The sequence below is a fragment of the Sinorhizobium sp. M4_45 genome (assembly GCF_002885915.1).
Taxonomy (GTDB): domain Bacteria; phylum Pseudomonadota; class Alphaproteobacteria; order Rhizobiales; family Rhizobiaceae; genus Sinorhizobium; species Sinorhizobium meliloti_A.
Genome location: NZ_NWVE01000001.1, coordinates 312,968 through 335,439, shown reverse-complemented (window position 1 = coordinate 335,439; position 22,472 = coordinate 312,968). Strand labels below are relative to the sequence as shown.

The following is a 22,472-nucleotide window of genomic DNA, read 5'->3' as shown; positions in this document are numbered from 1 at the left end:
TGCCACGGCCAGCAGAGTCATATTGACGTGCGCACCTCAATTCAAGCTATTTTTGAGGTGCGCACGTCAATTCTTGCGTTTTTTCCGATTTTGCGAGAAACGTGATCTGTGCAGATCGCGTCAGGAGCCCTCATGCGGCCAACAGCCAAAGACCTTGCAGAAGCGGCCGGCGTCAGCCTGGCGACCGTCGATCGTGTTTTGAACGACCGTCCCCATGTAAGCAAGAAGGCAATCAGAAGCGTCAACGAAGCCATTGAACGAATTGGGTTTATTAGAAACCCCGCTGCAGTGAGCCTTGCGCGGAACAAGAGCTATCGGTTCCGGTTTGTATTTCCCAGATCCGGCGACCTCTATCTCCGTGAATTGCTTGAGCGCGTCGAGGAGTCGAAGGGTGCGCTCAAGGGCGACCTGATCGACATCGATTATGTCCAGATTCCCGTCGACGACGCCCATGGGGTCGCGAAATATCTCGCCGGCATCGACGGGCATGAGGTCGATGGGGTCGCCCTGATGGCTCCGGAATCACCGCAGGTGCGCGATGCCGTCGCACGCCTTCTCGAAAGAAATATCAAGGTCGTTCAATTTCTCTCGGGCCAGGAAAAGCTGCCCGAGGCGGATTTCGTCGGGGTGGACAATTTTGCAGCCGGAGCAACGGCAGGAAAGCTGATCGGCAGGCTCACCTGTCGCACGCCCGGCAAGGTGATGGTGGTCGCGGAGACGATGCAGTCGATGGACAGCATCCAGCGTCGGCACGGCTTCGATACCGTCATCAATGAGCAATTTCCCCATCTCACGCCTCTGCCATCGATCGAAACCCATGCCGACGAGCGGCGGGGTAAGGAAGTCATCGCCCGCGTGCTCGGCAACCAAGCCAACATCGCCGCTGTTTATGTGCTCAGTTCGGAAGCGCGCATGCCCCTGACGGCGATCGGCGCGAACATCGATCTGACCAACCTTGCCGTCGTCGTCCACGAACGGACCCCTTTCACCGAGGAGGCGCTACGCGACGACCGGGTCGATGCCGTCATTGCGCAAGATCCCGGCCACGCCGTGCGAAGCGCAATCCGCATTATGAGAGCACGCACCGACGCACGCGAGCCTCTCGCGGCACAGGAACGCATACGGATCGAGATCCTCCTGCGGGAAAATCTCTAACTCAACAGCGTCGCTCCGGCGTGCGAGACGAAATGCGTCACCCCTGCCGCAGTTCACGCCGTGCTTGCGTTCCCTGCGGCGCACGGTGTTAATTCGCACATGGCATTCACACTCCGGCAGTTGCAATATTTCGTCGCCGTCGCCGAGCAGGGCTCGGTCACCCGCGCGGCGCAGAACCTCTCCATCTCTCAATCATCGATCACCGAGGCAATCAAGGAGCTCGAAACCGATCTCGGGGTCGAGCTCTTCGACCGGCACCCCCGCGGCCTTGCGATCACCCATAATGGGCATCAGTTTCTGCGCCACGCGACCAAGATCCTCGCCGATGTCTCCGATGCGCGGCGCAGCTTCTCCGACAGCCGCGAGGAACGTGGCGGCAAGCTCAATCTCGGGGTCACGTCCCTCGTCGCCGGCTATGTGCTCTCCGACCTGCTTGCCCGCTACCGCCGCGCCTGCCCCGGCATCGAGGTGAGCGCCATCGAGGACAACGGCTCCTATCTCGAGCACCTCCTGATCGGCGGCGAGCTCGACGTCGCCGTGATGGTCATTTCGAACCTGCGCGACCGCATGGCGCTGCAGGCGGAAATCCTGGAAACCTCCCCTTACCGACTGTGGCTGCCGATCGGCCACCCGCTCGTCAGCGCCGACATCATCTCGGTCGAGGATATCGCAAGAGAGCCGCTGATCATGTTGACGGTGGACGAGATCGAGGAGAATACCGGCAAACTCCTGACGGCGCTCGGCGCGCGTCCGCATGTCGCCTTCCGCACCCGCTCCGTGGAGGCGGTCAGAAGCCTGGTCGCGACCGGTGCCGGCATCGCGCTTTTGCCTGATCTCGTCTACCGACCGTGGTCGCTCGAAGGCGACCGGATCGAAAGCCGCGACGTTTCCGGGGCGCTGCCGGTCGTGCAGGTCGGCATGGTCTGGCGCAAGGGTTCGAGCCTGCCCCAGTCCGCGCGCGATTTCGTCGGCGTGGCCGAAGCGCTGCGCAGCGCCCGCCCGCGATGACCGCGATATCGGAAATCCCGATATCGGCATTCTGATTAATGAATTTGCGAATACGGAGAAACCAAGGCACGCTTCGATCCGGGAACAAAGCCGCTAACGGCATGAAACTGGGGAGACTTCCGATGAAGCAGATCCTGAAATCCTGCACGGCACTTACCCTGTCGCTGGGCCTCGCCGCCCCCGCGCTGGCGCAGGAGCCGCTGAAAGAGCTCGGTCAGGGCGAAGGTGCGCTCTCGATCGTCGCCTGGGCGGGCTATATCGAGCGCGGCGAGACCGACAAGAACTACGACTGGGTCACCGATTTCGAGAAGAAGACGGATTGCAAGGTCAGCGTCAAGACGGCGGCGACCTCCGACGAAATGGTCGCGCTGATGAACGAAGGCGGTTTCGACCTGGTGACGGCCTCCGGAGACGCATCGCTGCGCCTCGTGGCTGGAAAGCGCGTCCAGCCGATCAATACAGATCTCATCCCCAGCTGGAAAACGATCGACGAACGCATGCAGAACGCCCCGTGGCACACCGCCAACGGCGTCCATTACGGCACCCCCTATGTCTGGGGCCCGAACGTGCTGATGTACAACACCGAGGCCTTCAAGGATCAGCCGCCGAAGAGCTGGAAGGTCGTCTTCGAGGAGATGACGCTGCCCGACGGCAAATCCAACAAGGGCCGCGTCCAGGCCTATGACGGTCCGATCCATGTGGCGGATGCCGCCAACTACCTGATGGCGCACAAGCCCGATCTCGGCATCAAGGATCCTTACGAGCTCAACGAAGATCAGTACAAGGCCGCACTCGATCTGTTGCGCACCCAGCGCACCCTCGTCGGGCGCTACTGGCACGATGCGATGATCCAGATCGACGACTTCAAGAACGAGGGCGTCGTCGCCTCCGGCTCCTGGCCCTTCCAGGTCAACCTGATGCAGGCGGAGAAGCAGCCGATCGCTTCCGTCATCCCGGAAGAAGGCGTGACGGGCTGGGCCGATACGACCATGCTGCATGCCGACAGCGAGCATCCGAACTGTGCCTATATGTGGATGGAGCATTCGCTCTCGCCGAAGGTCCAGGGCGATGTATCCGCCTGGTTCGGCGCCAATCCCTCGGTCGGTGCCGCCTGCAAGGGCAACGATCTTCTGACCGACGAGGGTTGCAAGACCAACGGCTATGACGACTTCGAGAAGGTCAAATTCTGGAAGACGCCCGTGACGAAATGCGAAAGCCAGGGCGAATGCGTGCCCTATCATCGCTGGGTCTCCGACTATATCGGCGTCATCGGCGGGCGGTAAGCCGGTCTCAACCGCGTCGCAAGCATCGCCCCTCATCCTGGCCGTCTCCCGCTCGCGGGGACAGGGAACGCTTCCGCAAAGGCCTCGCCCCGGAATACAGGCGAGGCACCGACCGCGAGTCCCTTCTCCCCGCAAGCGGGGAGAAGGTGCCAGCAGGCGGATGAGCGGCAATAATTACCTGGAGTATCCCTATGACCGCCGTCCTCTTCGACAATGTTTCCCGCTATTTCGGCGCCGTCCGTGCCGTCGATCGCGTGAACCTTGCGATCGCCGAGGGCGAGTTCTTCGCGATGCTCGGTCCGTCGGGCTCGGGCAAGACCACCTGCCTGAGGCTGATGGCAGGCTTCGAGCAGCCGACCGGAGGCCATATCGAGATCTTCGGCGAGACTGCCGAAGGCGTGCCGCCGTATCGGCGCAGCGTCAATACCGTCTTCCAGGACTACGCCCTCTTCCCGCATCTCTCCATTCTCGACAACGTCGCCTATGGCCTGATGGTCAAGGGCGTCGGACGCGAGGAGCGCCGCAGGGCGGCCGAGGATGCGCTCGCCATGGTGAAGCTTCCGGGCTACGGCACGCGCCGGCCCGGACAGCTTTCCGGCGGCCAGCGCCAGCGCGTGGCGCTCGCCCGCGCGCTCGTCAACAAGCCCAAGGTTCTGCTTCTCGACGAGCCGTTGGGCGCGCTCGATCTGAAGCTTCGCGAACAGATGCAGGAGGAATTGAAGACGCTGCAGAAGTCCCTCGGCATCACCTTCGTCTTCGTCACCCATGATCAGGGCGAAGCCCTGTCGATGGCCGACCGGATCGCCGTCTTCAACGAGGGCCGTATTCAGCAGCTCGGAAGCCCGGAAGAAGTCTACAACCGCCCGCAGACCCGTTTCGTCGCCGATTTCGTCGGCTCCTCCAACGTGCTTTCGGAGGACCTCTGCCGCAGATTGGGACTGAAGGCTTCCTTCGCGAGTCTCCGCCCGGAGGCCGTCACCCTCGCGCCGCCGAGCGACGGAGCGCTGAGCCTTTCCGGCACCGTCGCTTCGCAGAGCTTCCTCGGCGCCACCAACCGCATCGTGATCGACGTCGAAGGTGCCCGCATCGCCGTGGCGAGCCCGGCGGCCCGTCGCGTTCCCGCGGTCGGCAGTCCGGTCACGATCAGCTTCGCCGCGCACGACCTCCACCCGATGGAGGACGCATGACGATCGTCGCCGAATGCATCGTTCTTCCGCAGCGCCGCAGCCCGGCCGGCCGCCTTTCGGATTTTTTCTGGCGGCACCCGCATGTGCTGCTGGCGATCTTTCTCGCACCGCCGCTTCTCTGGCTCGGGATCGTCTATCTCGGTTCGCTCTTCGCGCTGCTGCTGCAGAGCTTCTTTTCGATCGACGACTTCTCCGGGCTCATAAATTACGAGTTCACGCTTGCGACCTATCGGCAGCTCTTGAGCGAAGCCAATCTGGACATCATCATCCGCACCGTCTCGATGGCCGCTCTGGTGACGCTCGTCTCGGCGCTCATTGCCTTTCCGATCGCCTATTACGCCGCCCGCTACGCGCGCGGGAAATGGAAGGCGCTCTTCTATCTCGCCGTCATGCTGCCGCTCTGGTCGAGCTATCTCGTCAAGATCTATGCCTGGAAGCTGATCCTCGCCAAGGAAGGCATTCTGACCTGGTTCTTCGCAAAGCTGAACCTTCTCTGGCTGATCGATGCCTGGTTATCTCTTCCGGTCGTCGGCGGCAACTCGCTGTCCGTCAGCTATACGGGCACCTTCATCGTCTTCGTCTATGTCTGGATGCCGTTCATGATCCTGCCTATCCAGGCGGCGCTCGAGCGCGTGCCGGCCAATCTGGTCGAAGCCTCCTCGGACCTCGGCGGAACGCCCGCCCAGACCTTCCGCCATGTGCTCTTTCCGCTCGCGCTGCCGGGCATCGTCGCCGGATCGATCTTCACCTTCTCGCTGACGCTCGGCGACTACATCATTCCGCAGATCGTCGGCTCGTCGCGGCTCTTCATCGGTCAGGCCGTCTACGCGCAGCAGGGCACCGCCGGAAACATTCCGCTCGCGGCCGCCTTCACGGTCGTGCCGATCGTCATCATGGGCGCCTATCTCTGGATGGCCAAACGCATGGGGGCCTTCGATGCGCTCTGAGAAGGCGAATTCCGCTCCATTGGGTCTGAAGATCGCTGCCGCCGCCGGCCTCGCTTTCCTGCATCTGCCGATCCTGCTGATTTTTCTCTACGCTTTCACCACCGAGGAAAAGAGCTACCAGTTTCCGCCGCCGGGGCTTACCACGCAATGGTTCGCCGTCGCCTGGAACCGGCCGGATGTCTGGGCGGCGCTGACGCTCTCCGTCAAGGTCGCCTCGATCGCGACTGCGGTCGCCCTCGTCCTCGGCACCCTGTGCGCCGCTGCCGTCAGCCAGACCCGTTTCTTCGGCCGGGAGACGATCTCGCTCCTCGTTATCCTGCCGATCGCGCTTCCCGGCATCATCACCGGCATTGCGCTGCGTTCGGCCTTCTCCATGGCCGACATCCCCTTCTCCTTCTGGACCATCGTGCTCGGCCACGCGACCTTCTGCATCGTCGTCGTCTACAACAATGCGGTCGCCCGTTTCCGCCGGATTTCCGGCTCGCTGATCGAGGCTTCCATGGATCTCGGCGCCGACGGTTTCCAGACCTTCCGCTACGTGATCCTGCCGAACATCGGCACGGCCCTGCTCGCCGGCGGCATGCTCGCCTTCGCGCTTTCCTTCGACGAGGTGATCGTGACGACCTTCACGGCCGGGCAGCAATCGACCCTGCCGATCTGGATGCTGGAAGAGCTGATCCGCCCGCGTCAGCGCCCGGTGACCAACGTCGTCGCCATGGTCGTCGTGATGGCCACCTTCCTGCCGATCCTCGGCGCGTATTACCTGACCCGCGACGGCGACCAGATCGCCGGCGCCGGCAAATGACATTTCGCACTTGAAGGGAGAACAGACATGGACACCCAGCTCTTGATCGGATCGCGCTTCGAAGCCGGAACCGAGGCCGAGGAACACATTCTCAATCCGAGGACGGGCGCCGGGATCATCGACCTCGCCGAGGCCTCCCACGCGCAGATCGACGCCGCCGTCGACGCTGCCGAGCGCGCCTTCGTCGGCTGGTCGCAGACGACGCCGGCCGAACGCTCCAACACCCTCTTGAAGGTCGCCGATGCCATCGAGAAAGAAGCCGATGAATTCGCCGCGCTGGAGGCGCTGAACTGCGGCAAGCCGATCAATGCGGTGAAGAACGACGAGTTGCCCGCGATCATCGACTGCTGGCGCTTCTTCGCCGGCGCGGTGCGCAATCTGCATGCGCCGACGGCGGGCGAGTATCTGCCGGGCCATACGTCGATGATCCGCCGCGACCCGATCGGGGTCGTCGGCTCGATCGCGCCGTGGAACTATCCCCTGATGATGATGGCCTGGAAGCTGGCGCCGGCAATCGGCGGCGGCAACACCGTCGTCTTCAAGCCATCCGAGCAGACGCCGCTGACGGCGCTGAAGCTCGCGCGGCTCCTCGCCGACATTCTCCCCGAAGGCGTCGTCAACGTCATCACCGGCCGCGGCGAAACCGTCGGCAACGCGCTGATCAACCATCCGAAGGTCGGCATGGTATCGATCACCGGCGACATCGCCACCGGCAAGAAGGTGCTCGCGGCCGCCGCCAAGACGGTGAAGCGCACCCATCTCGAGCTCGGCGGCAAGGCGCCGGTCATCGTCTATGACGACGCCGACCTCGAGGCGGTGGTCAACGGCATCCGCACCTTCGGTTACTACAATGCCGGTCAGGACTGCACCGCCGCCTGCCGCATCTATGCCGAAGCCGGAATCTACGAGAAACTCGTCGCCGACCTCACATCGGCCGTCTCGACCATCCGCTACAATCTCGACGACGACACGGAAAACGAGATCGGTCCGCTGATCTCCAGGCGCCAGCGCGACCGCGTGGCAAGCTTCGTCGAAAGGGCCGCCGATCAGAAGCACATCGAGATCACCACCGGCGGCGGCACGGGCAGCGAGCAAGGCTTCTTCTTCCAACCGACGGTCGTCGCGGGCGCCACTCAGGAGGACGAGATCGTCCGCCGCGAAGTCTTCGGTCCGGTCGTCTCCGTCACGCGCTTCACCGGCAAGGACGATGCCGTGGCCTGGGCGAACGACAGCGATTATGGCCTCGCCTCCTCGGTCTGGACGAAGGACATCAGCAAGGCGATGCGAGCGGCATCCCGCCTGCAATACGGCTGCACCTGGATCAACACCCATTTCATGCTGACCAACGAAATGCCGCATGGCGGCATCAAGCAGTCGGGCTATGGCAAGGACATGTCGGTCTATGCGCTGGAGGACTACACCGCCGTCCGTCACATCATGATCAATCACGGGTGAATTTGCCGCGCCCCATCCTGCGGGCAACCGTCTGCCGCAGGTCCGGCGAGGCGGCCCGCGGCAGCCTCGCCCCGGTCCCTCGCCTCATCGAGAGAGGTTAGAGCGCTTCCAGGAAAGTGTAACGGTTCTCCGTCCGGAAGTGTTTTGGATCAATCGGTTAGAGCATTTCAAGGTTTCCATGAAACATTGAAATGCTCTGGGGGCATGCCGCGTCGCACTCCACTTGCCCATCCAAACCCTCACGGGCCGGCCGCTCCCCTGCCCGCGCGTTCGCCGATGTTGCACTTTTCACACATACTTCCGGAACATGACTGAAAAAGTCATGAAAAGAGCTTGCGCCCGCAACAATCATGAGTGAATAGCTCATCTTATAGAACATAACTTATATCTCTATAAGGTTGCGTTGCATGCCCTCGAAATCCGCCTTCCTCCTGCCCCTCATTCGCGCTGCCCTCGCCGGAACGTCCGCCCTCGCCCTTGTCGCCACGGCCCAGGCGCAGCAAGCAGAACAGGAAGCCGCTTCCGGCGGCAATTCGACCGAGCTCGAAACGCTGGTGGTCAACGGCAGTGGCGGCGTGATCACGGCCGAAGGCTATGTCGGCATCAGCAGCGCCACGGGCGCCAAAGTCGACACGCCGTTCCTCGAGACTCCGCAATCGATTTCCACGGTGACCGAACAGCAATTGAAGGACCGCAACCCGCAGACGCTGCTGGAGACGCTCGCCTATACGCCGGGCACACGCGTGGGCGCCTATGGTTTCGATCCTCGCTTCGACGCATTCTTCGTCCGCGGTTTCGACGTAACCTTTACCGGCATCTTCCGCGACAATCTCCGCCAGCCGGCGGCTGTCGACTCGGTCTTCAAGAACGAACCCTACGGGCTCGAAGGCGTTTCGATCCTGCGCGGACCCTCCTCGGCCCTCTATGGCGCAACAGGCGCCGGCGGTCTTTACAACCTCATCACCAAGCGGCCGACGGAAGACGCGCTGAGAGAGGTGCAGGTCCAATACGGCAGTCACGACCGCTATCAGGGCCAGTTCGACTTCTCGGGCCCGGTGAACGAAACCGACCCGGTCTATTATCGCCTGACCGGCCTGCTGCGCGATGCCGACACCGAGCAGGTCGGCCTTGCGGACGACCGCGCCTATATCGCACCGGCTTTCACCTGGAAGCCGGACGAAGACACGAAGCTGACGGTTCTCGGCGAGTATTCGCGCACCAAGACCGGAGGCACCGCGACCTATTACAACGACCCGCTGACCGGCGAAGTGACCGACATATTTGCCGGCAACCCCGACTTCAACGATTCAATACAGAAGCAGGGGCGCATCGGCTACGAATTCGAGCACCGGCTCAACGACACCTTCGTCTTGCGCCAGAATGCGCGTGTATCCACGCTGAACATCGACGCCGACTGGGATTTCGCCTACGCCCCGAATGCTGACGACCCGACTTTGCTCGACAGCGCCGCCGGCACCTATGACGAGCGGCTGACCGCGTTCGTCATCGACAACCAGCTCGAAGCCAAATTCGACACCGGCGCTCTGGAGCATACGCTGCTTGCGGGGATCGACTATACGAAACTGCGTTTCCGTGCGCTCGACGGACGCGGCGTGTCGCCGCCGCTCGATACCGACAATCCGACGCAGGGCCGTCCGGTCGACCCGATAGACTTCAACACCCGTACGGTCCAGGACCAGTGGCAGCTCGGCACATATCTGCAAGACCAGATCCGCTACGACGCCTGGACGTTGACGGTGAGCGGACGCTACGACTGGGTATCGACCGATACGGACACCACCGACCTTGCCAGCGATTCGTTGACGTCGGTTTCGCAGAAGGACAAGGAGTTCTCCGGCCGCATAGGGCTCACCTACCAGACCGACTTCGGACTGGCGCCCTATATAAGCTACTCGACGGCCTTCACACCCAATGCCGGCATCAACCAGGAAACGCACCAGCCGTTCAAACCGACCGAGAGCGAACAACAGGAAGTCGGCGTCAAGTACCTCCTGCCGAACAGCAATACGCTGATCACGGCCGCTCTCTTCAACATCGATCAGAAGAATGGCCTTTATTTAGAGGCGGACGGCGTCACCAACATACAGGTCCAGCGCGGCAAACTGCGTTCGCGCGGTTTCGAAATCGAAGCGAACACCAGCCTTGACAACGGCCTTTCGCTTATCGCTTCTTACGCCTATACCGATGTCAAAATCATTCAAGGCCCCGAAGGCACGATCGGCAACTATGTATCTTCCGCACCACAGCATATGGCATCGATCTGGGCTCATTATACATTGCCGGAAGATGGCCCGTTTTACGGATTCAGCCTGGGTGGAGGCGCGCGTTTCGTGGGATCGAGTTACGGTAATGACGAAAACACCTTCAAGAATAGTTCGCGTGTTCTCTTCGATGCTTCCGTCGGCTACGACTTCGCAGCGATCGACCAGAAATATGAGGGTCTGCATCTGCAGGTGAATGCCACCAATCTCTTCGACCGCCGCGAGGCCGTGTGCACTGCCGGCTACTGCCATCGCGATCAGGGCCGCATGGTCATCGGCTCGCTGCGTTACAACTGGTAAGCTCATGACAACAGCCGGGCATGAGGGCATGGCGGTAGTCGACGAGCCGAAAGGTCTGTCGGCGGCCTTTGCCGGCCCGCATGCCTGGTGCAACGAGAAGATGATGCTGTCGGCGAATCTTTCCGACGGCATTTCGCTCCCGGAATTTTTCGCCTCCGGCGCCTTTGACCGGACGCTCTCGCACTATGCCGAGGCCTCCGGCGGCACCGACCGCCGCGCCGTCGCCTCCATGTGGTCGCTCTATTATTTCTCCGCCCTGACCATCCCCTATGTCGTCGCCCGGGTGCTGGACCACCAGGCGCTGCCGGCGGACTTCGACCAAATGACGGTGGCGCTCTCGGACGACGGGCTGCCGCGCGCCTTCGGGGTCGCGACGGCAGGTCAGTGGCGCGACGATGACGGGCGTGACATCTTCGCCCTGATCGGCTCGCTCATGGACGAGCATCTTGCCAAGGTGGTCCCGTATCTCAAGGCGGCCGGCGGCATATCGCCGAGGCTCGCCTGGAACAATGCCGCCGTTTACATCGATTATGCGCTTCGAACCGCCGGAACCGACCCCATGAGCGACCAGGCCGATGCCATGGTCGGCTGCCGTCTGATGCCCAACGGCGCTCCCAATCCTTTCTTCGACTGTCTGCGTCAGGAGGAAGAAGACGGGACGCGCGTCTGTCGGCGCAAGATCTGCTGTCTGAGATATCTCCTCCCCGGCATTCCGAGCTGCGGCAGCCTCTGCGCCCTTCCAAGCCAAAGGAAACAATAGCTTGTCTCGTCCATACCCACGCCGCCGCGGCCTCTTCCTTCAGGCCATTGCCCTCCTGTCGATCCTCTTCTTCCCGTTCGCCGCGCTGGCGCAGGCACAATGGCCGATCACGGTCACGGACGCAGTCGGAAGACAGGTAACGATCCCCGCGCCCCCCAAGGCGGTGCTTCTCGGCAGCGGCTTCAATCTCGTCGCCCTCTCGCTCATCCATCCGGACCCGGTAAGTCTGCTCGCCGGCTGGTCCGGCGACATGAAAGGCGACAATCCGGAAATCTATGAGAGCTTCGTTCGCAAGTTTCCGAAGCTCGCAGACGTGCCGCTGATCGACGACGGCAGCGGACCGGGCCTTTCCTTCGAAACGATCCTGACGCTGAAGGCCGATCTTGCGGTTCTCGCCAACTGGCAGGCGGATACGGAAACCGGCCAGCGCGCGATGGAATACCTCGAGAGCACCGGCGTGCCCGTCATCGTCGTGGACTTCAACAACGAAGCACTCAAAAACACGCCTGCCAACATACGTCTCCTCGGCAGGGTTTTCGAGAGAGAAGAACAGGCGGAGGAGTTCGCCCGCTTCTATGAGGAACGTCTCGCCCGCATCCGCGATCGCGTCGCCAAGAGTTCCGAGCCCGGCCCTAAAGTCCTCATGGAAGCGTTTCCCGCGCCAGACCGTTGCTGCTGGGCCTACGGCGTCGGGGGATTGGGCGAATTCATCGCCGTCACCGGCAGCCGCAACATCGCCGAGGGCGCGCTGCCGCGCCCGGGCGGCATGATGAACGCGGAAGCCGTCATGGCCGAGAACCCGGACGTCTATATCGCCACCTCGTCGCCGGGCGGCAAATATAGCGGCTTTTCGATCGGGCCCGGCGTCAAGGCCGAAGAGGCGGAGCGGACCTTGGCGCAGGCCGTGGACAAGCCGGTGATGGAGAGCATCGCGGCCGTCCGCAACGGGCGTGTGCACGGCCTCTGGAATTTCTTCAACGCCGTTCCGCTGAACATCGTCGCGGCGGAAGCCTTTGCCTCCTGGCTTCGCCCCGACCTCTTTCCCGACGTCGATCCCGCGGCGACGCTCGCCGAAATCGACCGGCGCTTCGCTGCAGTTCCCTTCGAGGGCATCTATTGGATCAGTTTGAAGAAATGACCGCCGGCTGAACCTGCCCCGGATTGGCAGAAGGGTGTCGACCGGGCGTGCCCAAAGATTGCCAGCGCCGCCTCGCCCTATATAAGGTTCTCGCAGGAGGAACTTCATGGCGTGGCTGATTGCGTTACCGTTGGGCTTGGCGATCGTGTATCTCGCGGCCCGTTACGGTCGCTTCCGCAGCTGGATCGAACCGGTCCTGTCCATTGCGGTTGCGCTGGGGCTGAGCGTCGCTTTTCTCGTCTGGCTGAACGAAGCTGCTCCGGACAAAGCCCCGGAGCCGGCCCCGAGCCGGCCCGCCGCCGGGCTGACCGTCGCCGACATCACCCTGCGGGACATGGCGTTCGAACCGAACGAAACTGAGCGCACCTTTCGGGTCCGTGGCACCGCAGCCAATGCGTCGGACGTCACGCTCGAATATTTCCGCCTCACGGTGACGCTCGAGGACTGCCCGCAGGATGCCTGCACACGTATCGGCGAGGATACGGCTCTCATCCTGCTCCGGGTGCCGGGCGGCCAGAACCGCCCATTCGAGACGTTCCTGACCTTCCCCTACAGGCCGGATGAAGCGCCGACTGCACCGAAATGGACCTATAAGGTAAGCGAAGTCAGAGGTGCCGGTCGACGCTGACGGCGAATCGACACGTCAACAAAAGATGCCGAACCGCTCCCGTATCGCCCGGTCGGCCTCCGCCGAGATCAGCGACGGGGCAGCGTCTGCCAGGATGCGGTTCTTCCTCTCGATCGCGCGGGCGACGAGATCCGGCCGGCCGATCTCGACCCATTCCTTCGGGCTCGTGCGGTCGGCGACGGCCGGATAGATATATTCCGTCTGCATCAGCCCGAGTGTCTGCGGATGGCCGAGATAGTGGCCGGGGCCGTCGAGGCAGACCGAACGCATGGTCTCGAGCGAAACCGAATCCTCCGTTACGTCGATGCCGCGGATGCAGCGCTGCACCTGGCCGAGCATGTCGTCTCCGAGCACCAGCGACTCCAGGCAGAAGCCGAGGAGCGATGCATGCATGCCGACCGCCTCGTAGACCATGTTGAGCCCCGAAAGCCCCGCCATCACGTTGGAGATCGCCTGTTCCCAGCCGGCCTGCATATCGGGAAGCTTCGCATCCGCGATGCCGGCGGCGGCGCCGCCGGGCAGGCGATAGAACTGGTGCATCTGCGCGCAGCCGGCGGTCAGCAGAGCCTGTTCGCCGGAGCCGCCGGACATGGCGCCCGTCCTCAGATCGGAGACGAACGGCCAGGTGCCGAAGACCGCCGGATGGCCGGGCGAAAGCGCATTGACGTAGACGACGCCGGCAAGGCACTCGGCAACCGCCTGCACGATGGCGGTCGCAAGCGGCGCCGGGGCAGTCGCCCCCGCCTGTCCGGCGGATAGCAGCAGGACGGGCATGCCGCCGCGGATGCACTTCTCCATGGTGATGCAGCTTTCCTCGGCGAACTTCATCGGCGGCACGACGAAGCAGTTCGAGTTCGAAACGAAGGGCCGCGCCCGCCACTTGTCCTCGCCGCCTGCGATCATGTGAATGAGGTCGAAGCAGCCCTCCACATGCGACGGATCGGAGAAGCTCGTGCCGACATGCTTCGTCGTCCCTGCGCAGCAGGCGTAGAGCGTGTTGATGTCCATCAGGAAATTGTCGGAAACGTCCCGGCAGACCATGGCTCGCTGGAAGAAATGGACATTGTCCAGGTGATGGACGAGCTGCGCCGCGTTCAGGAGATCCTTGGCGGTCGATTCGCGGTATTCGCGCTTCTCGACGTCGACCACGTGAACCGCCGCGCCCGCCGTACCGTAATAGACGCGCGTACCGCTGAGTTCGAGGTCCTGTTTCGGATCACGCGCGTAAAGGGTGATGTCGCGCGCGGCGATGGCCAGCATGTCCTCGACCAGTGCACGCGGGAAGCGGAGTCGTCCATCCTCGCCGAGGATGGCCCCGGCGCCGGTCATGATCTCGACGCCGGATCGCGGCGCGTTGGCAAGGCCGATCTGTTCCAGCGCATCGAGCGCCGCCTCGTGAATCCGTCTGACGTTGGCCTCCGTCAGCGGCTTGTACTGTCCGCCGGAAAGGCCCGGACGAACGGGGCGGATATTTTCGGCGAGCGGCGACGAACGAAGCGCAACGCGCGCCGCCCGTCCGCCGGACCGTCTCGAAGCCGCAACTGCGCATTCCTCAGCCATCATTCATCTCCCAATGGCGCTGTCGTCGTCTGTTGTTTGCCCCTGTCCCTCGGTTTCGCACCCGGGGGACTGCTGCACGGCATCTCCTTTCTCCCCGTCAACACGGAGAGAAGTGCCGGCAGGCCTATGGGGGCAGTCTTTTCAGGCCCGCACCCGCTCCGCCTTCGGGTCGTACATCGGCTTCAGCGAAGCCTCGGCCCTGACCCGCGTTCCGGCGATTTCGATCTCGTAAGCGGAAGCCAGCACATCGGCCTCGCTTTCACCCTGGCAGGCCACATAGCCGAGCCCGATCGCACCCCCGAGATGGTGGCCATAATTGCCCGACGTAATCGTGCCGACGATCTCTCCGTCGCGCACGATCGCTTCGTTGTGGAAGAGCAACGGCTCCGGATCTGAAAGCCGGAACTGCACCAGCCGGCGCGAAAGACCCTCGTCGCGCTTGGTGAGCACCGCCTCGCGGCCGATGAACTCGCCTTTTCCGGGCTTCACCGCAAAGCCGAGCCCCGCTTCGAGCACATGATCCTCGTCGGTGATATCGTGGCCGAAATGCCGGAAGGCTTTCTCGATCCGGCAGCTATCGAGCGTATGAAGGCCACAGAGCTTCAGCCCGACATCGGCACCCGCCAGTTCCAGTGTCTCGAACACATGCGCCGCCTGGTCGGTGGAGACGTAGAGCTCCCATCCGAGTTCGCCGACATAGGTGACGCGGTGGGCGCGGGCGAGGCCCATCCCGATCTCTATCTCGCGGGCGGAGGCGAAGGGGTGCGCCTCGTTGGAAAAATCATTCGGGCTCACCCTCTGCATGAGCTCGCGTGCCCTTGGCCCCATGACGCAGAGCACGCTTTCGGCAGCGGTGACGTCGGTGATCACCACGAACTCGTCGCGCACATGTTTTCGCAGCCAGGCAAGATCGCGCTGCAGCGTGGCTCCGGGCACGACGAGGAAGAAGGCGGTCTGCGAAAGCCGCGTGACGGTCAGGTCGCTCTCGATGCCGCCGCGGGCGTTCAGCATCTGGGTGTAGACGACACGGCCGGGCTCGACATTCATCTCGTTGGCGCAAAGCCGTTGCACGAAAGCGAGCGCATCGCGGCCCTCGACGCGGATCTTGCCGAAGGAGGTCATGTCGAAAAGGCCGACCCCATTGCGGACAGCGAGGTGCTCCTCCCGCTGGTTTTCGAACCAGTTCTGCCGTTTCCACGAATAGCGGTATTCGCGCTCCTGGTCGTCCCTTGCGAACCAGTTTGGCCGCTCCCATCCCGCCACTTCGCCGAAGACGGCACCGCGCGCCTTCAGATGTTCGTGGATGGGCGAGCGGCGAACGCCGCGGGCGGTCGCCATCTGGCGATAGGGGAAATGATCGGCGTAAAGCAGACCCAGCGTCTCGCTGACGCGTTCCTTGAGGTAGGAACGGTTCTTCTGGAAGGGCTGCGCCCGGCGGATATCGACCTCCCAGAGATCGAAGGGCGGCTCGCCGTCGTTCATCCACTGCGCCAGCGCCATGCCGGCGCCTCCCGAGGAGACGATCCCGATCGAATTGTAACCGGCTGCCACCCAGTAGCCCTTGAGCTCCGGCGCCTCGCCGAGATAGTAGCGGTCGTCTGGCGTGAAGCTTTCCGGGCCGTTGAAGAAGGTGTGGATGCCCGCCGTTTCAAGCATCGGCATGCGGTTGACGGCCATTTCGAGGATCGGGGCGAAATGGTCGAAGTCCTCCGGCAGCTGGTCGAAACAGAAATCCTCGCGGATGCCTTCCATGCCCCAGGGCTTCGCCTTGAGCTCGAAGGCGCCGATCAGCATCTTGCCGGCATCTTCCTTGTAGTAGGTGCACTCGTCCGGCACGCGCAGCACCGGCAGGCGGCTGAGGTCAGGTATCGCCTCGGTGACGATATAGAAGTGCTCGCAGGCGTGCAGCGGCACGGTGACGCCGGATTGCCGGGCAAGCTCCCTGCCCCACATGCCGGCGCAGTTGACGACATTCTCCGTCTCGATCGTGAAGCTCTCGCCGTTCTGCTCGCAGGTGACGCCGGTTATTCGGCCGCCCTTCTTCAGCACCGAGGTGACTTTCACGCCCTCGACGATCGTCGCACCGTTCTGCCGCGCACCCTTGGCAAGCGCCATGGCGATGTTGGCCGGATCGCACTGGCCGTCGAGCGGCAGGTGGACCGCCGCCTTCACGTCGGAAACGTTGAGGTGCGGGTAAAGCTCCTTGACCTCGTCGGGCGTGACCTCGCGTACGTCGACGTTGAAGGCGCGCGCCAGCGAGGCCTGCCGATAGATCTCTTCCTTGCGCTCTTCCGTCAGCGCCACGGTGATCGAGCCGTTCTGGCGCATGCCGGTAGCGATGCCGGTTTCCGCCTCGAGCTTCACGTAAAGATCGGCCGAGTATTTGGCGAGCCGTGTCATGTTCTGCGAAGCGCGCAGCTGGCCGATCAAACCGGCCGCATGCCAGGTCGTGCCGCAGGTCAACTGCTTGCGCTCGAGCAGAACCACATCGGTCCAGCCGAGCTTCGCCAGATGATAGGCGACCGAGCAGCCGGAAACGCCACCGCCGATGATGACGACACGCGCTTTTGCGGGAATGGGCTTCGTCATGCCTTCAGTCTTTCATTCGAGGGATCCCAGAGCGGCTGGTCCGGCTGGACGATGGCCTTGAAGCGGTCACCGAAAATCTCTACCTCGACCTCCTGGCCGGGAACGGCCAGATCGGCGCGCAGCATGCCGAGTGCGATCGACTTGCCGGTGCGGTAGCCCCAGTTTCCGGACGTGGTCTCGCCGACGACCTCGCCGCCCGACCAGAGCGTCGACATATAGGGCGCGTCGCAATCGCCGGGCTCTACCGTCAGCGTCACGAAGCGCTTCGTGACGCCCTGCTGCTTCTCACGCTCCAGCGCGGCCTTGCCCTTGAAATCCGGCTTCGACCAGTCGACGAAGCGTTCGAGCCCGCCCTGCAAAACCGTATAATCGGTGGAGAGATCGCCCTTCCAGGCGCGGTAGCCCTTCTCGATGCGCAGACTGTCGAGCGCCTCCATGCCGAACGGCTTGAGGCCGTGCTTCTGCCCGGCTTCCCAAACGGCATCGAAGACCGCGGCGGTATCCTCCACTTTCGTGTGGATCTCCCAGCCGAGTTCGCCGGCGAAGGAGACCCGCACGAGCTGGCAATAACGGCCGGCGATCTGCGCAGTTTGATGCGTCAGCCACCCCTTCGCAAGGTCGGCGTCCGAGACCTCGGCCAGGATCGCGCGCGATTTCGGCCCCGTCAGGATCTGGCAGGCGAATTTCACCGTCACGTCATCCAGCGTGAAGGCGGCGTCCGCCGGGCGATGCTTCTGCAGCCACTCGAAATCATGCCACTGCGCCGTCGCCGCGGTGATCAGGAAGAAGAAATCCTCCTCGATCGCCATGACGGACATTTCGGTGAGGATGCGGCCCTTGTCGTCAGCGAAATAGGCCAGCCCGATGCGGCCGGGCTTCGGTACGCGGCCAGTGATGAGGCCGGAGAGCCACTCGCGCGCGCCCTCCCCCTTCAGCCGGAAGCGCGAAAAGCCCGGCAGGTCGAGAATGCCGGCGGCATCGCGCACGGCCAGGCACTCCTCCTCGATCCGCTTCGCCCAGGGGCCTTCCCTTCCCCAGGTCTGCGTCGCAGCCTCTGACGTGTCGTCGCCGGGTTTCGCGTACCACATGGCGCGTTCCCAGCCGTTATAGGGCTTGAACTGCGCGCCGAGCGCCGCAACGCGATCATGGATCGGCGAGAGCTTCCTGCCGCGCCCGGCCGGCCAGTAGTGCTTCGGGAAATGCATCGCATATTCGTGGCCGTAAATCTCCATCCCCTTGGCGATGCAATAGTCCTGGTCGGTATAGTCCGTGTAGCGGCGCGGGTCGCAGCACCACATGTCCCATTCGGTCCGGCCTTCGGTCACCCATTCGGCGAGCACCTTGCCGGCCCCTCCCGCCTGGCAGATGCCGAAGGTGAAGACGCAGGCCTCGAAGGCGTTCGGCACGCCGGGCATCGGCCCGATCAGCGGATTGCCGTCCGGCGCATAGGGAATCGGTCCGTTGATGACGCGCGAAAGACCTGCCGTCCCCAGGATCGGCACGCGCTCGACCGCATCGTTCAGATACCATTCCAGTCTTTCGAGGTCGTCCGGGAAGAGCTGGAAGGAAAAATCCTCCGGCATCGGGTCATCGGGCCTCACCCAGTGAGCGCGGCAGTTCTTCTCGTACGGCCCGAGATTCATGCCATATTTCTCCTGGCGGAGATAATAGGAGGAGTCGACGTCGCGAAGGAGCGGCAGCTTGTGCCCGGCTTCCTTCGACCAGGCGGCAAGTTCCGGGATCTCGTCGAAAAGGACGTACTGATGGCTCATCACCATCATCGGCACGTCGCGGCCGAACATCTTCCCGACCTCGCGGGCATAATATCCGGCGGCGTTGACGACGTATTCGCAGCGGATTTCGCCCTGCGCCGTCTCGACCACCCATTCATCCCTTTCGCGCCGGGCACCGGTCACGGGACAGAAGCGGATGATCTTCGCGCCCATGTCGCGCGCGCCCTTGGCGAGCGCCTGGGTCAGCTGCGCCGGATCGATGTCGCCGTCATAGGGATCGTATAGCGCGCCGGTCAGGTCATGCGTTTCGAGGAAGGGATAGCGGCTGCGCATTTCCTCGGGCGTCACTATATCGAGGTCCATGCCCTGGTAACGGCCCATGCCGACGACGCGCTTGAACTCCTGCAGCCGCTCCTTCGAATGGCCGAGGCGGATGGATCCCGTCACATGATAATTCATCGGGTAATCGACGAGCGCTCCCAGGTCGCGATAGAGCGAAGCCGAATAGCGCTGCATGTTCATGATCGACCAGGATGAGGAGAAGGTCGGCACGTTGCCGGCCGCATGCCAGGTGGAGCCGGCCGTGAGCTCGTTCTTTTCAACAAGCACGCAGTCGGTCCAACCGGCCTTGGCAAGATGGTAGAGCGAGGAGGCGCCGACGGCTCCCCCACCAATGATCACGACACGTGCGTGAGACGGCAAATTCGACATGCTGGCTCCCTCTGTTACGGCGATCTTTGACGGGGAAGCCTGATGCCATCAAGCGCGGCGATTCAGCTTTATTGATCGAAGAATTCGATTAGATTGGCGGGGAGGAGCAAGGAGCGACACAAATGCAGGTTGACCTGATCGAGACCTTTCTTGACCTGATGGAAACGCGCAGCTTCAACCGCACCGCCGAGCGCCTCAACATCACGCAATCCACGGTTTCTCATCGGGTGAAGGCGCTGGAGACGCAGTTCAACCGCAAGCTCTTCACCCGCAACAAGGGCGGAACCCTTCCGACGGCCGCGGGACTGCGCTTTCTCGATTATGCGAAAGCCTTGCAAAACCAGTGGCATGAGGCCACCCGTGCAGTCGCGAGTGCAGGCGCTCTGGAACGTTCGATGCGGCTCGGAATCCAGCACGACCTGGCCGAGATCATTGCCGGCCGCTGGGTCGCTGCGATCCGCCGCGACCTGCCGACCACCGAGATCTATATGGAGGCGGATTATTCGAACCAGATGAACCGCGATCTTGCCGCCGGAGAGCTGGATCTCGCGATCCTCTACACACCGCATTTCCTGCCCGACCTTCACTATGAACGGATCGGCGAACTGCATTACGTGCTGGTCAGCACCGATGCTCCCGAGATGGCCGGGGTGAAGCCTGAAACCTATATCCGTTCCAGTTACTCGCCGGCCTTCGACCGGGCGCACCGCCTGGCTCTTCCGCATCTTTCGGGAGCTTCGCTCGCGGCCGGCCAGAACATGGCCGTCACGGACCTGTTGCGCACGCTCGGCGGCGCCGCTTACGTGACGCAGGCGACTGCCGATCGGCTCGCCGACCGCGTTGCAGTCGTGGCCGACGCGCCGGTCATCTCGCAGACCGTCTATGCGGCAACGAGCCTCCGCACCCGCCACGCCCATCAGCATCGCAAGATCATCGGCGCAATGGAGGGGCTGCTGTCGGGGTTCGTGACCTAGACGTATCCGAAGCTTCCGGCGCCCCGGCCTCTCTCTGTGGTCGGATGGGGAGCGATGAAGGCAGCTCACCGCTTGCTGAATTGCGCCTTCAATCGCGCGATATCCTCGGCCGTAACACCTTGCGGATCGGTAACCGCCATCCAGGCGTCGATGTAGTGTTCCGGTGCATAGACATGGCCGTAGCCCATCGGCGAGGTCGTCGCCAACGCCATGTCGGCAAGCAGCTGCAGTCCGGTGACCACGGGAAACCAGCTCAGCGCCGGCGAAACGTCCGGTCCACGCGGGGGCTTCATCCAGTCCGGCTCCCGGTAGAAGGAACGGGGATCGAAAAAGGTCACCGGATCGCTGGCATATTGCAGATAGACGATCCGCATCGCGCCCCAGCGCGCACCGGGAATGTCCAGCGCATTCTCCTGACTGGTGAAGCGGATGGCGGAGCTGTCGCGATAGCGCGGCAGCCAGGCGGTCGAGCCGGCGACGCGGTCGGCCGTCACCGAACGCCAGAGCGCGCTCGGAAACGGCGGCCCGCTCCAGAGCGCGCCCTGGAAGGGGTCGCTGATGACATCGAAGAGATCGACCGATCCTTGCGAATTCATCGCGCCAAGGCTGAGCCCGTGCAGATAGAGCTTGGGCCGACGATCCCTGGGCAGCGTCGTCCAGTAGCCATAGACCGCGTCGAAGAGGGCGTCGGCCGCTTCGGCACCATAGCCCGGCTCGACCAGCAGGGAGAGCCAGCTGGTGAGATAGGAATATTGCACGGCCACGCTCGCGACGTCGCCGTGAAGCAGATATTCGAGCGTATCGAGCGCGGCGGGGTCGATCCAGCCGGTGCCGGTCGGCGCGACGACGATCAGCGACTTGCGCTCGAAGCCTCCGGCACGCTTCAGCTCCTCCAGCGCCAGCTTCGCCCGCTCCCGCGCGGTCTCGGCGGAATTCAGCCCGACATAGACACGCACGGGATCGGGAGCTGCAGCCCCGAAGAACGCCCCGATGTCGGCGCCGGTCGGGCCGGACGCGATGAACTGCCGTCCCTGCCGCCCGAGCTCGTCCCAGTGCACGAGCGACGCGCCGCTCCCCGTCCTGGCGGGATCGGCAGGCGGTGCGATCTCGGGATCCATAAGTGCATCGAGTTGCTGGAAAGAACTGTCTGCGGCACGAAGCGCGAACTTGAAGATCACGCCGTTCGCAGCGGACCAGAACAGGGCGAGCGCCACCACCCCGCCGAGGGCATTGGCGATCGGCCGCGTGAGGAAATGTTGCAGCCATCGGGAAAGAACGCGAAAGGTCAGCCGGAACAGCCGCGCCAGGAGGACCAGGACGATGAACATGAGCACGGCTATCAGGCCGAGCTGGAGCGGCTCGGCGCTCTCGATGGGCTCGAGGCCCATGATGTGCCGTACTGTGTTTTGCCAATGCGCCGCCTGCCACAGGAATACGGCCGCGGCCGCTATCGAAACGATCGCAGCGGCGATTTTCAATGTTCGCGCGCGCCGCACCGTCGGCTCGGGGAGTTCGAAGAAGGACCAGAGCCAGCGCAGAAACACGCCGATCGCGTATCCGGCTGCAAGGGAAAATCCGGAGATCACGGCCTGAATCAGATAGGGCCTGGGTATCAGACTCGGCGTCAACGAAACCGCAAAGAACAGAATGCCGACGAGGAGGCCGCTTGTGGAAAACGAACGCAGGAAGGTGGAGATGTGACGGTGCACCGGTCTCGGCAGGTCCGTCTGCTGAACGTGTTCCATGGCGGACTCCACTTCGCGCGCTGGCGGCAATGTCGCTTTCCGCCGGCGTGTAGTCAATTCCCGCTGGCCTGCTGCAAAGGACAAAAACGTGCAGAGGCACTGTCGAGGATTTTGCGCCGGCAAGAGACGCGGGCATCAAAACGAAGTGATCGCAAATAGCAAGGATCGGACGCAGACGTTTGGTATATTTAAGCCGGTAGTAGAGTCTGCCT

The 22,472-nt window shown here is 63.1% G+C and carries 16 protein-coding genes; 12 read left to right on the top strand and 4 right to left on the bottom strand.

The genetic code is table 11. From position 1 onward, the window contains the following. Positions 1 to 132: 132 nt before the first annotated feature. The 11 genes from CN933_RS01635 (at position 133) to CN933_RS01585 (ending at position 12,948) form a co-directional block, all read left to right on the top strand. Entirely contained in the window at positions 133 to 1,155 is a 1,023-nt protein-coding gene (locus CN933_RS01635; protein WP_018095548.1) for a LacI family DNA-binding transcriptional regulator, read from the top strand. Between the two features lie 99 nt (positions 1,156 to 1,254). Then, entirely contained in the window at positions 1,255 to 2,163 is a 909-nt protein-coding gene (locus CN933_RS01630; RefSeq protein ID WP_018095549.1) for a LysR family transcriptional regulator, read from the top strand. 122 nt (positions 2,164 to 2,285) lie between these two features. Beyond that, a complete protein-coding gene (locus CN933_RS01625) occupies positions 2,286 to 3,446 on the top strand; it encodes an ABC transporter substrate-binding protein (RefSeq protein ID WP_018095550.1) in 1,161 nt (386 codons plus the stop codon). 191 nt (positions 3,447 to 3,637) lie between these two features. Then, entirely contained in the window at positions 3,638 to 4,633 is a 996-nt protein-coding gene (locus CN933_RS01620) for an ABC transporter ATP-binding protein (protein ID WP_018095551.1), read from the top strand. Continuing rightward, positions 4,630 to 5,580: an ABC transporter permease gene (locus CN933_RS01615; RefSeq protein ID WP_102761200.1), complete on the top strand. Its 951-nt coding sequence runs from the start codon at positions 4,630 to 4,632 to the stop codon at positions 5,578 to 5,580. Before CN933_RS01620 ends, CN933_RS01615 begins: the two co-directional genes overlap by 4 nt. After that, positions 5,570 to 6,385, top strand: coding sequence for an ABC transporter permease (locus tag CN933_RS01610; RefSeq protein WP_018095553.1), 816 nt, complete (start codon positions 5,570 to 5,572; stop codon positions 6,383 to 6,385). The genes CN933_RS01615 and CN933_RS01610 overlap by 11 nt, the downstream gene beginning before the upstream one ends. Positions 6,386 to 6,412: 27 nt before the next feature. Beyond that, positions 6,413 to 7,840 (top strand): gamma-aminobutyraldehyde dehydrogenase, encoded by a 1,428-nt coding sequence (locus tag CN933_RS01605; RefSeq protein WP_018095554.1) that lies wholly within the window; start codon positions 6,413 to 6,415, stop codon positions 7,838 to 7,840. A 407-nt stretch (positions 7,841 to 8,247) separates the two neighbouring features. Then, complete coding sequence (locus tag CN933_RS01600) at positions 8,248 to 10,422, top strand: TonB-dependent siderophore receptor (protein ID WP_018095555.1); 2,175 nt, start codon at positions 8,248 to 8,250, stop codon at positions 10,420 to 10,422. Positions 10,423 to 10,450: 28 nt separating this feature from the next. Next, positions 10,451 to 11,182 carry a siderophore-iron reductase FhuF gene (gene fhuF, locus CN933_RS01595; RefSeq protein ID WP_018095556.1) on the top strand — a complete coding sequence of 244 codons (732 nt, stop codon included), beginning with the start codon at positions 10,451 to 10,453 and terminating at the stop codon, positions 11,180 to 11,182. Between the two features lies 1 nt (position 11,183). Beyond that, positions 11,184 to 12,320: an ABC transporter substrate-binding protein gene (locus tag CN933_RS01590; RefSeq protein WP_018095557.1), complete on the top strand. Its 1,137-nt coding sequence runs from the start codon at positions 11,184 to 11,186 to the stop codon at positions 12,318 to 12,320. 106 nt (positions 12,321 to 12,426) lie between these two features. Continuing rightward, positions 12,427 to 12,948, top strand: coding sequence for a hypothetical protein (locus tag CN933_RS01585; protein ID WP_018095558.1), 522 nt, complete (start codon positions 12,427 to 12,429; stop codon positions 12,946 to 12,948). 15 nt (positions 12,949 to 12,963) lie between these two features. Here the strand turns inward: CN933_RS01585 and CN933_RS01580 are convergent, their stop codons facing one another. The 3 genes from CN933_RS01580 to CN933_RS01570 all read right to left on the bottom strand — a co-directional run bounded on the left by CN933_RS01580 (position 12,964) and on the right by CN933_RS01570 (position 19,541). Beyond that, on the bottom strand, positions 12,964 to 14,508 hold the full coding sequence (locus CN933_RS01580; protein ID WP_018095559.1) for a trimethylamine methyltransferase family protein: 1,545 nt from the start codon (positions 14,506 to 14,508) through the stop codon (positions 12,964 to 12,966). A 141-nt stretch (positions 14,509 to 14,649) separates the two neighbouring features. Further along, positions 14,650 to 17,097, bottom strand: coding sequence for a GcvT family protein (locus CN933_RS01575; RefSeq protein WP_018095560.1), 2,448 nt, complete (start codon positions 17,095 to 17,097; stop codon positions 14,650 to 14,652). Further along, positions 17,094 to 19,541 carry a GcvT family protein gene (locus tag CN933_RS01570; RefSeq protein ID WP_102761199.1) on the bottom strand — a complete coding sequence of 816 codons (2,448 nt, stop codon included), beginning with the start codon at positions 19,539 to 19,541 and terminating at the stop codon, positions 17,094 to 17,096. The genes CN933_RS01575 and CN933_RS01570 overlap by 4 nt, the downstream gene beginning before the upstream one ends. Positions 19,542 to 19,663: 122 nt before the next feature. On the opposite strand from CN933_RS01570, the gene CN933_RS01565 reads away from it, so the two are divergent. Continuing rightward, complete coding sequence (locus tag CN933_RS01565; protein WP_018095562.1) at positions 19,664 to 20,515, top strand: LysR family transcriptional regulator; 852 nt, start codon at positions 19,664 to 19,666, stop codon at positions 20,513 to 20,515. A 65-nt stretch (positions 20,516 to 20,580) separates the two neighbouring features. Here CN933_RS01565 and CN933_RS01560 read toward each other — a convergent pair whose 3' ends face one another. Further along, positions 20,581 to 22,260, bottom strand: coding sequence for an alpha/beta hydrolase (locus CN933_RS01560; protein ID WP_026168654.1), 1,680 nt, complete (start codon positions 22,258 to 22,260; stop codon positions 20,581 to 20,583). Positions 22,261 to 22,472 lie beyond the last annotated feature (212 nt).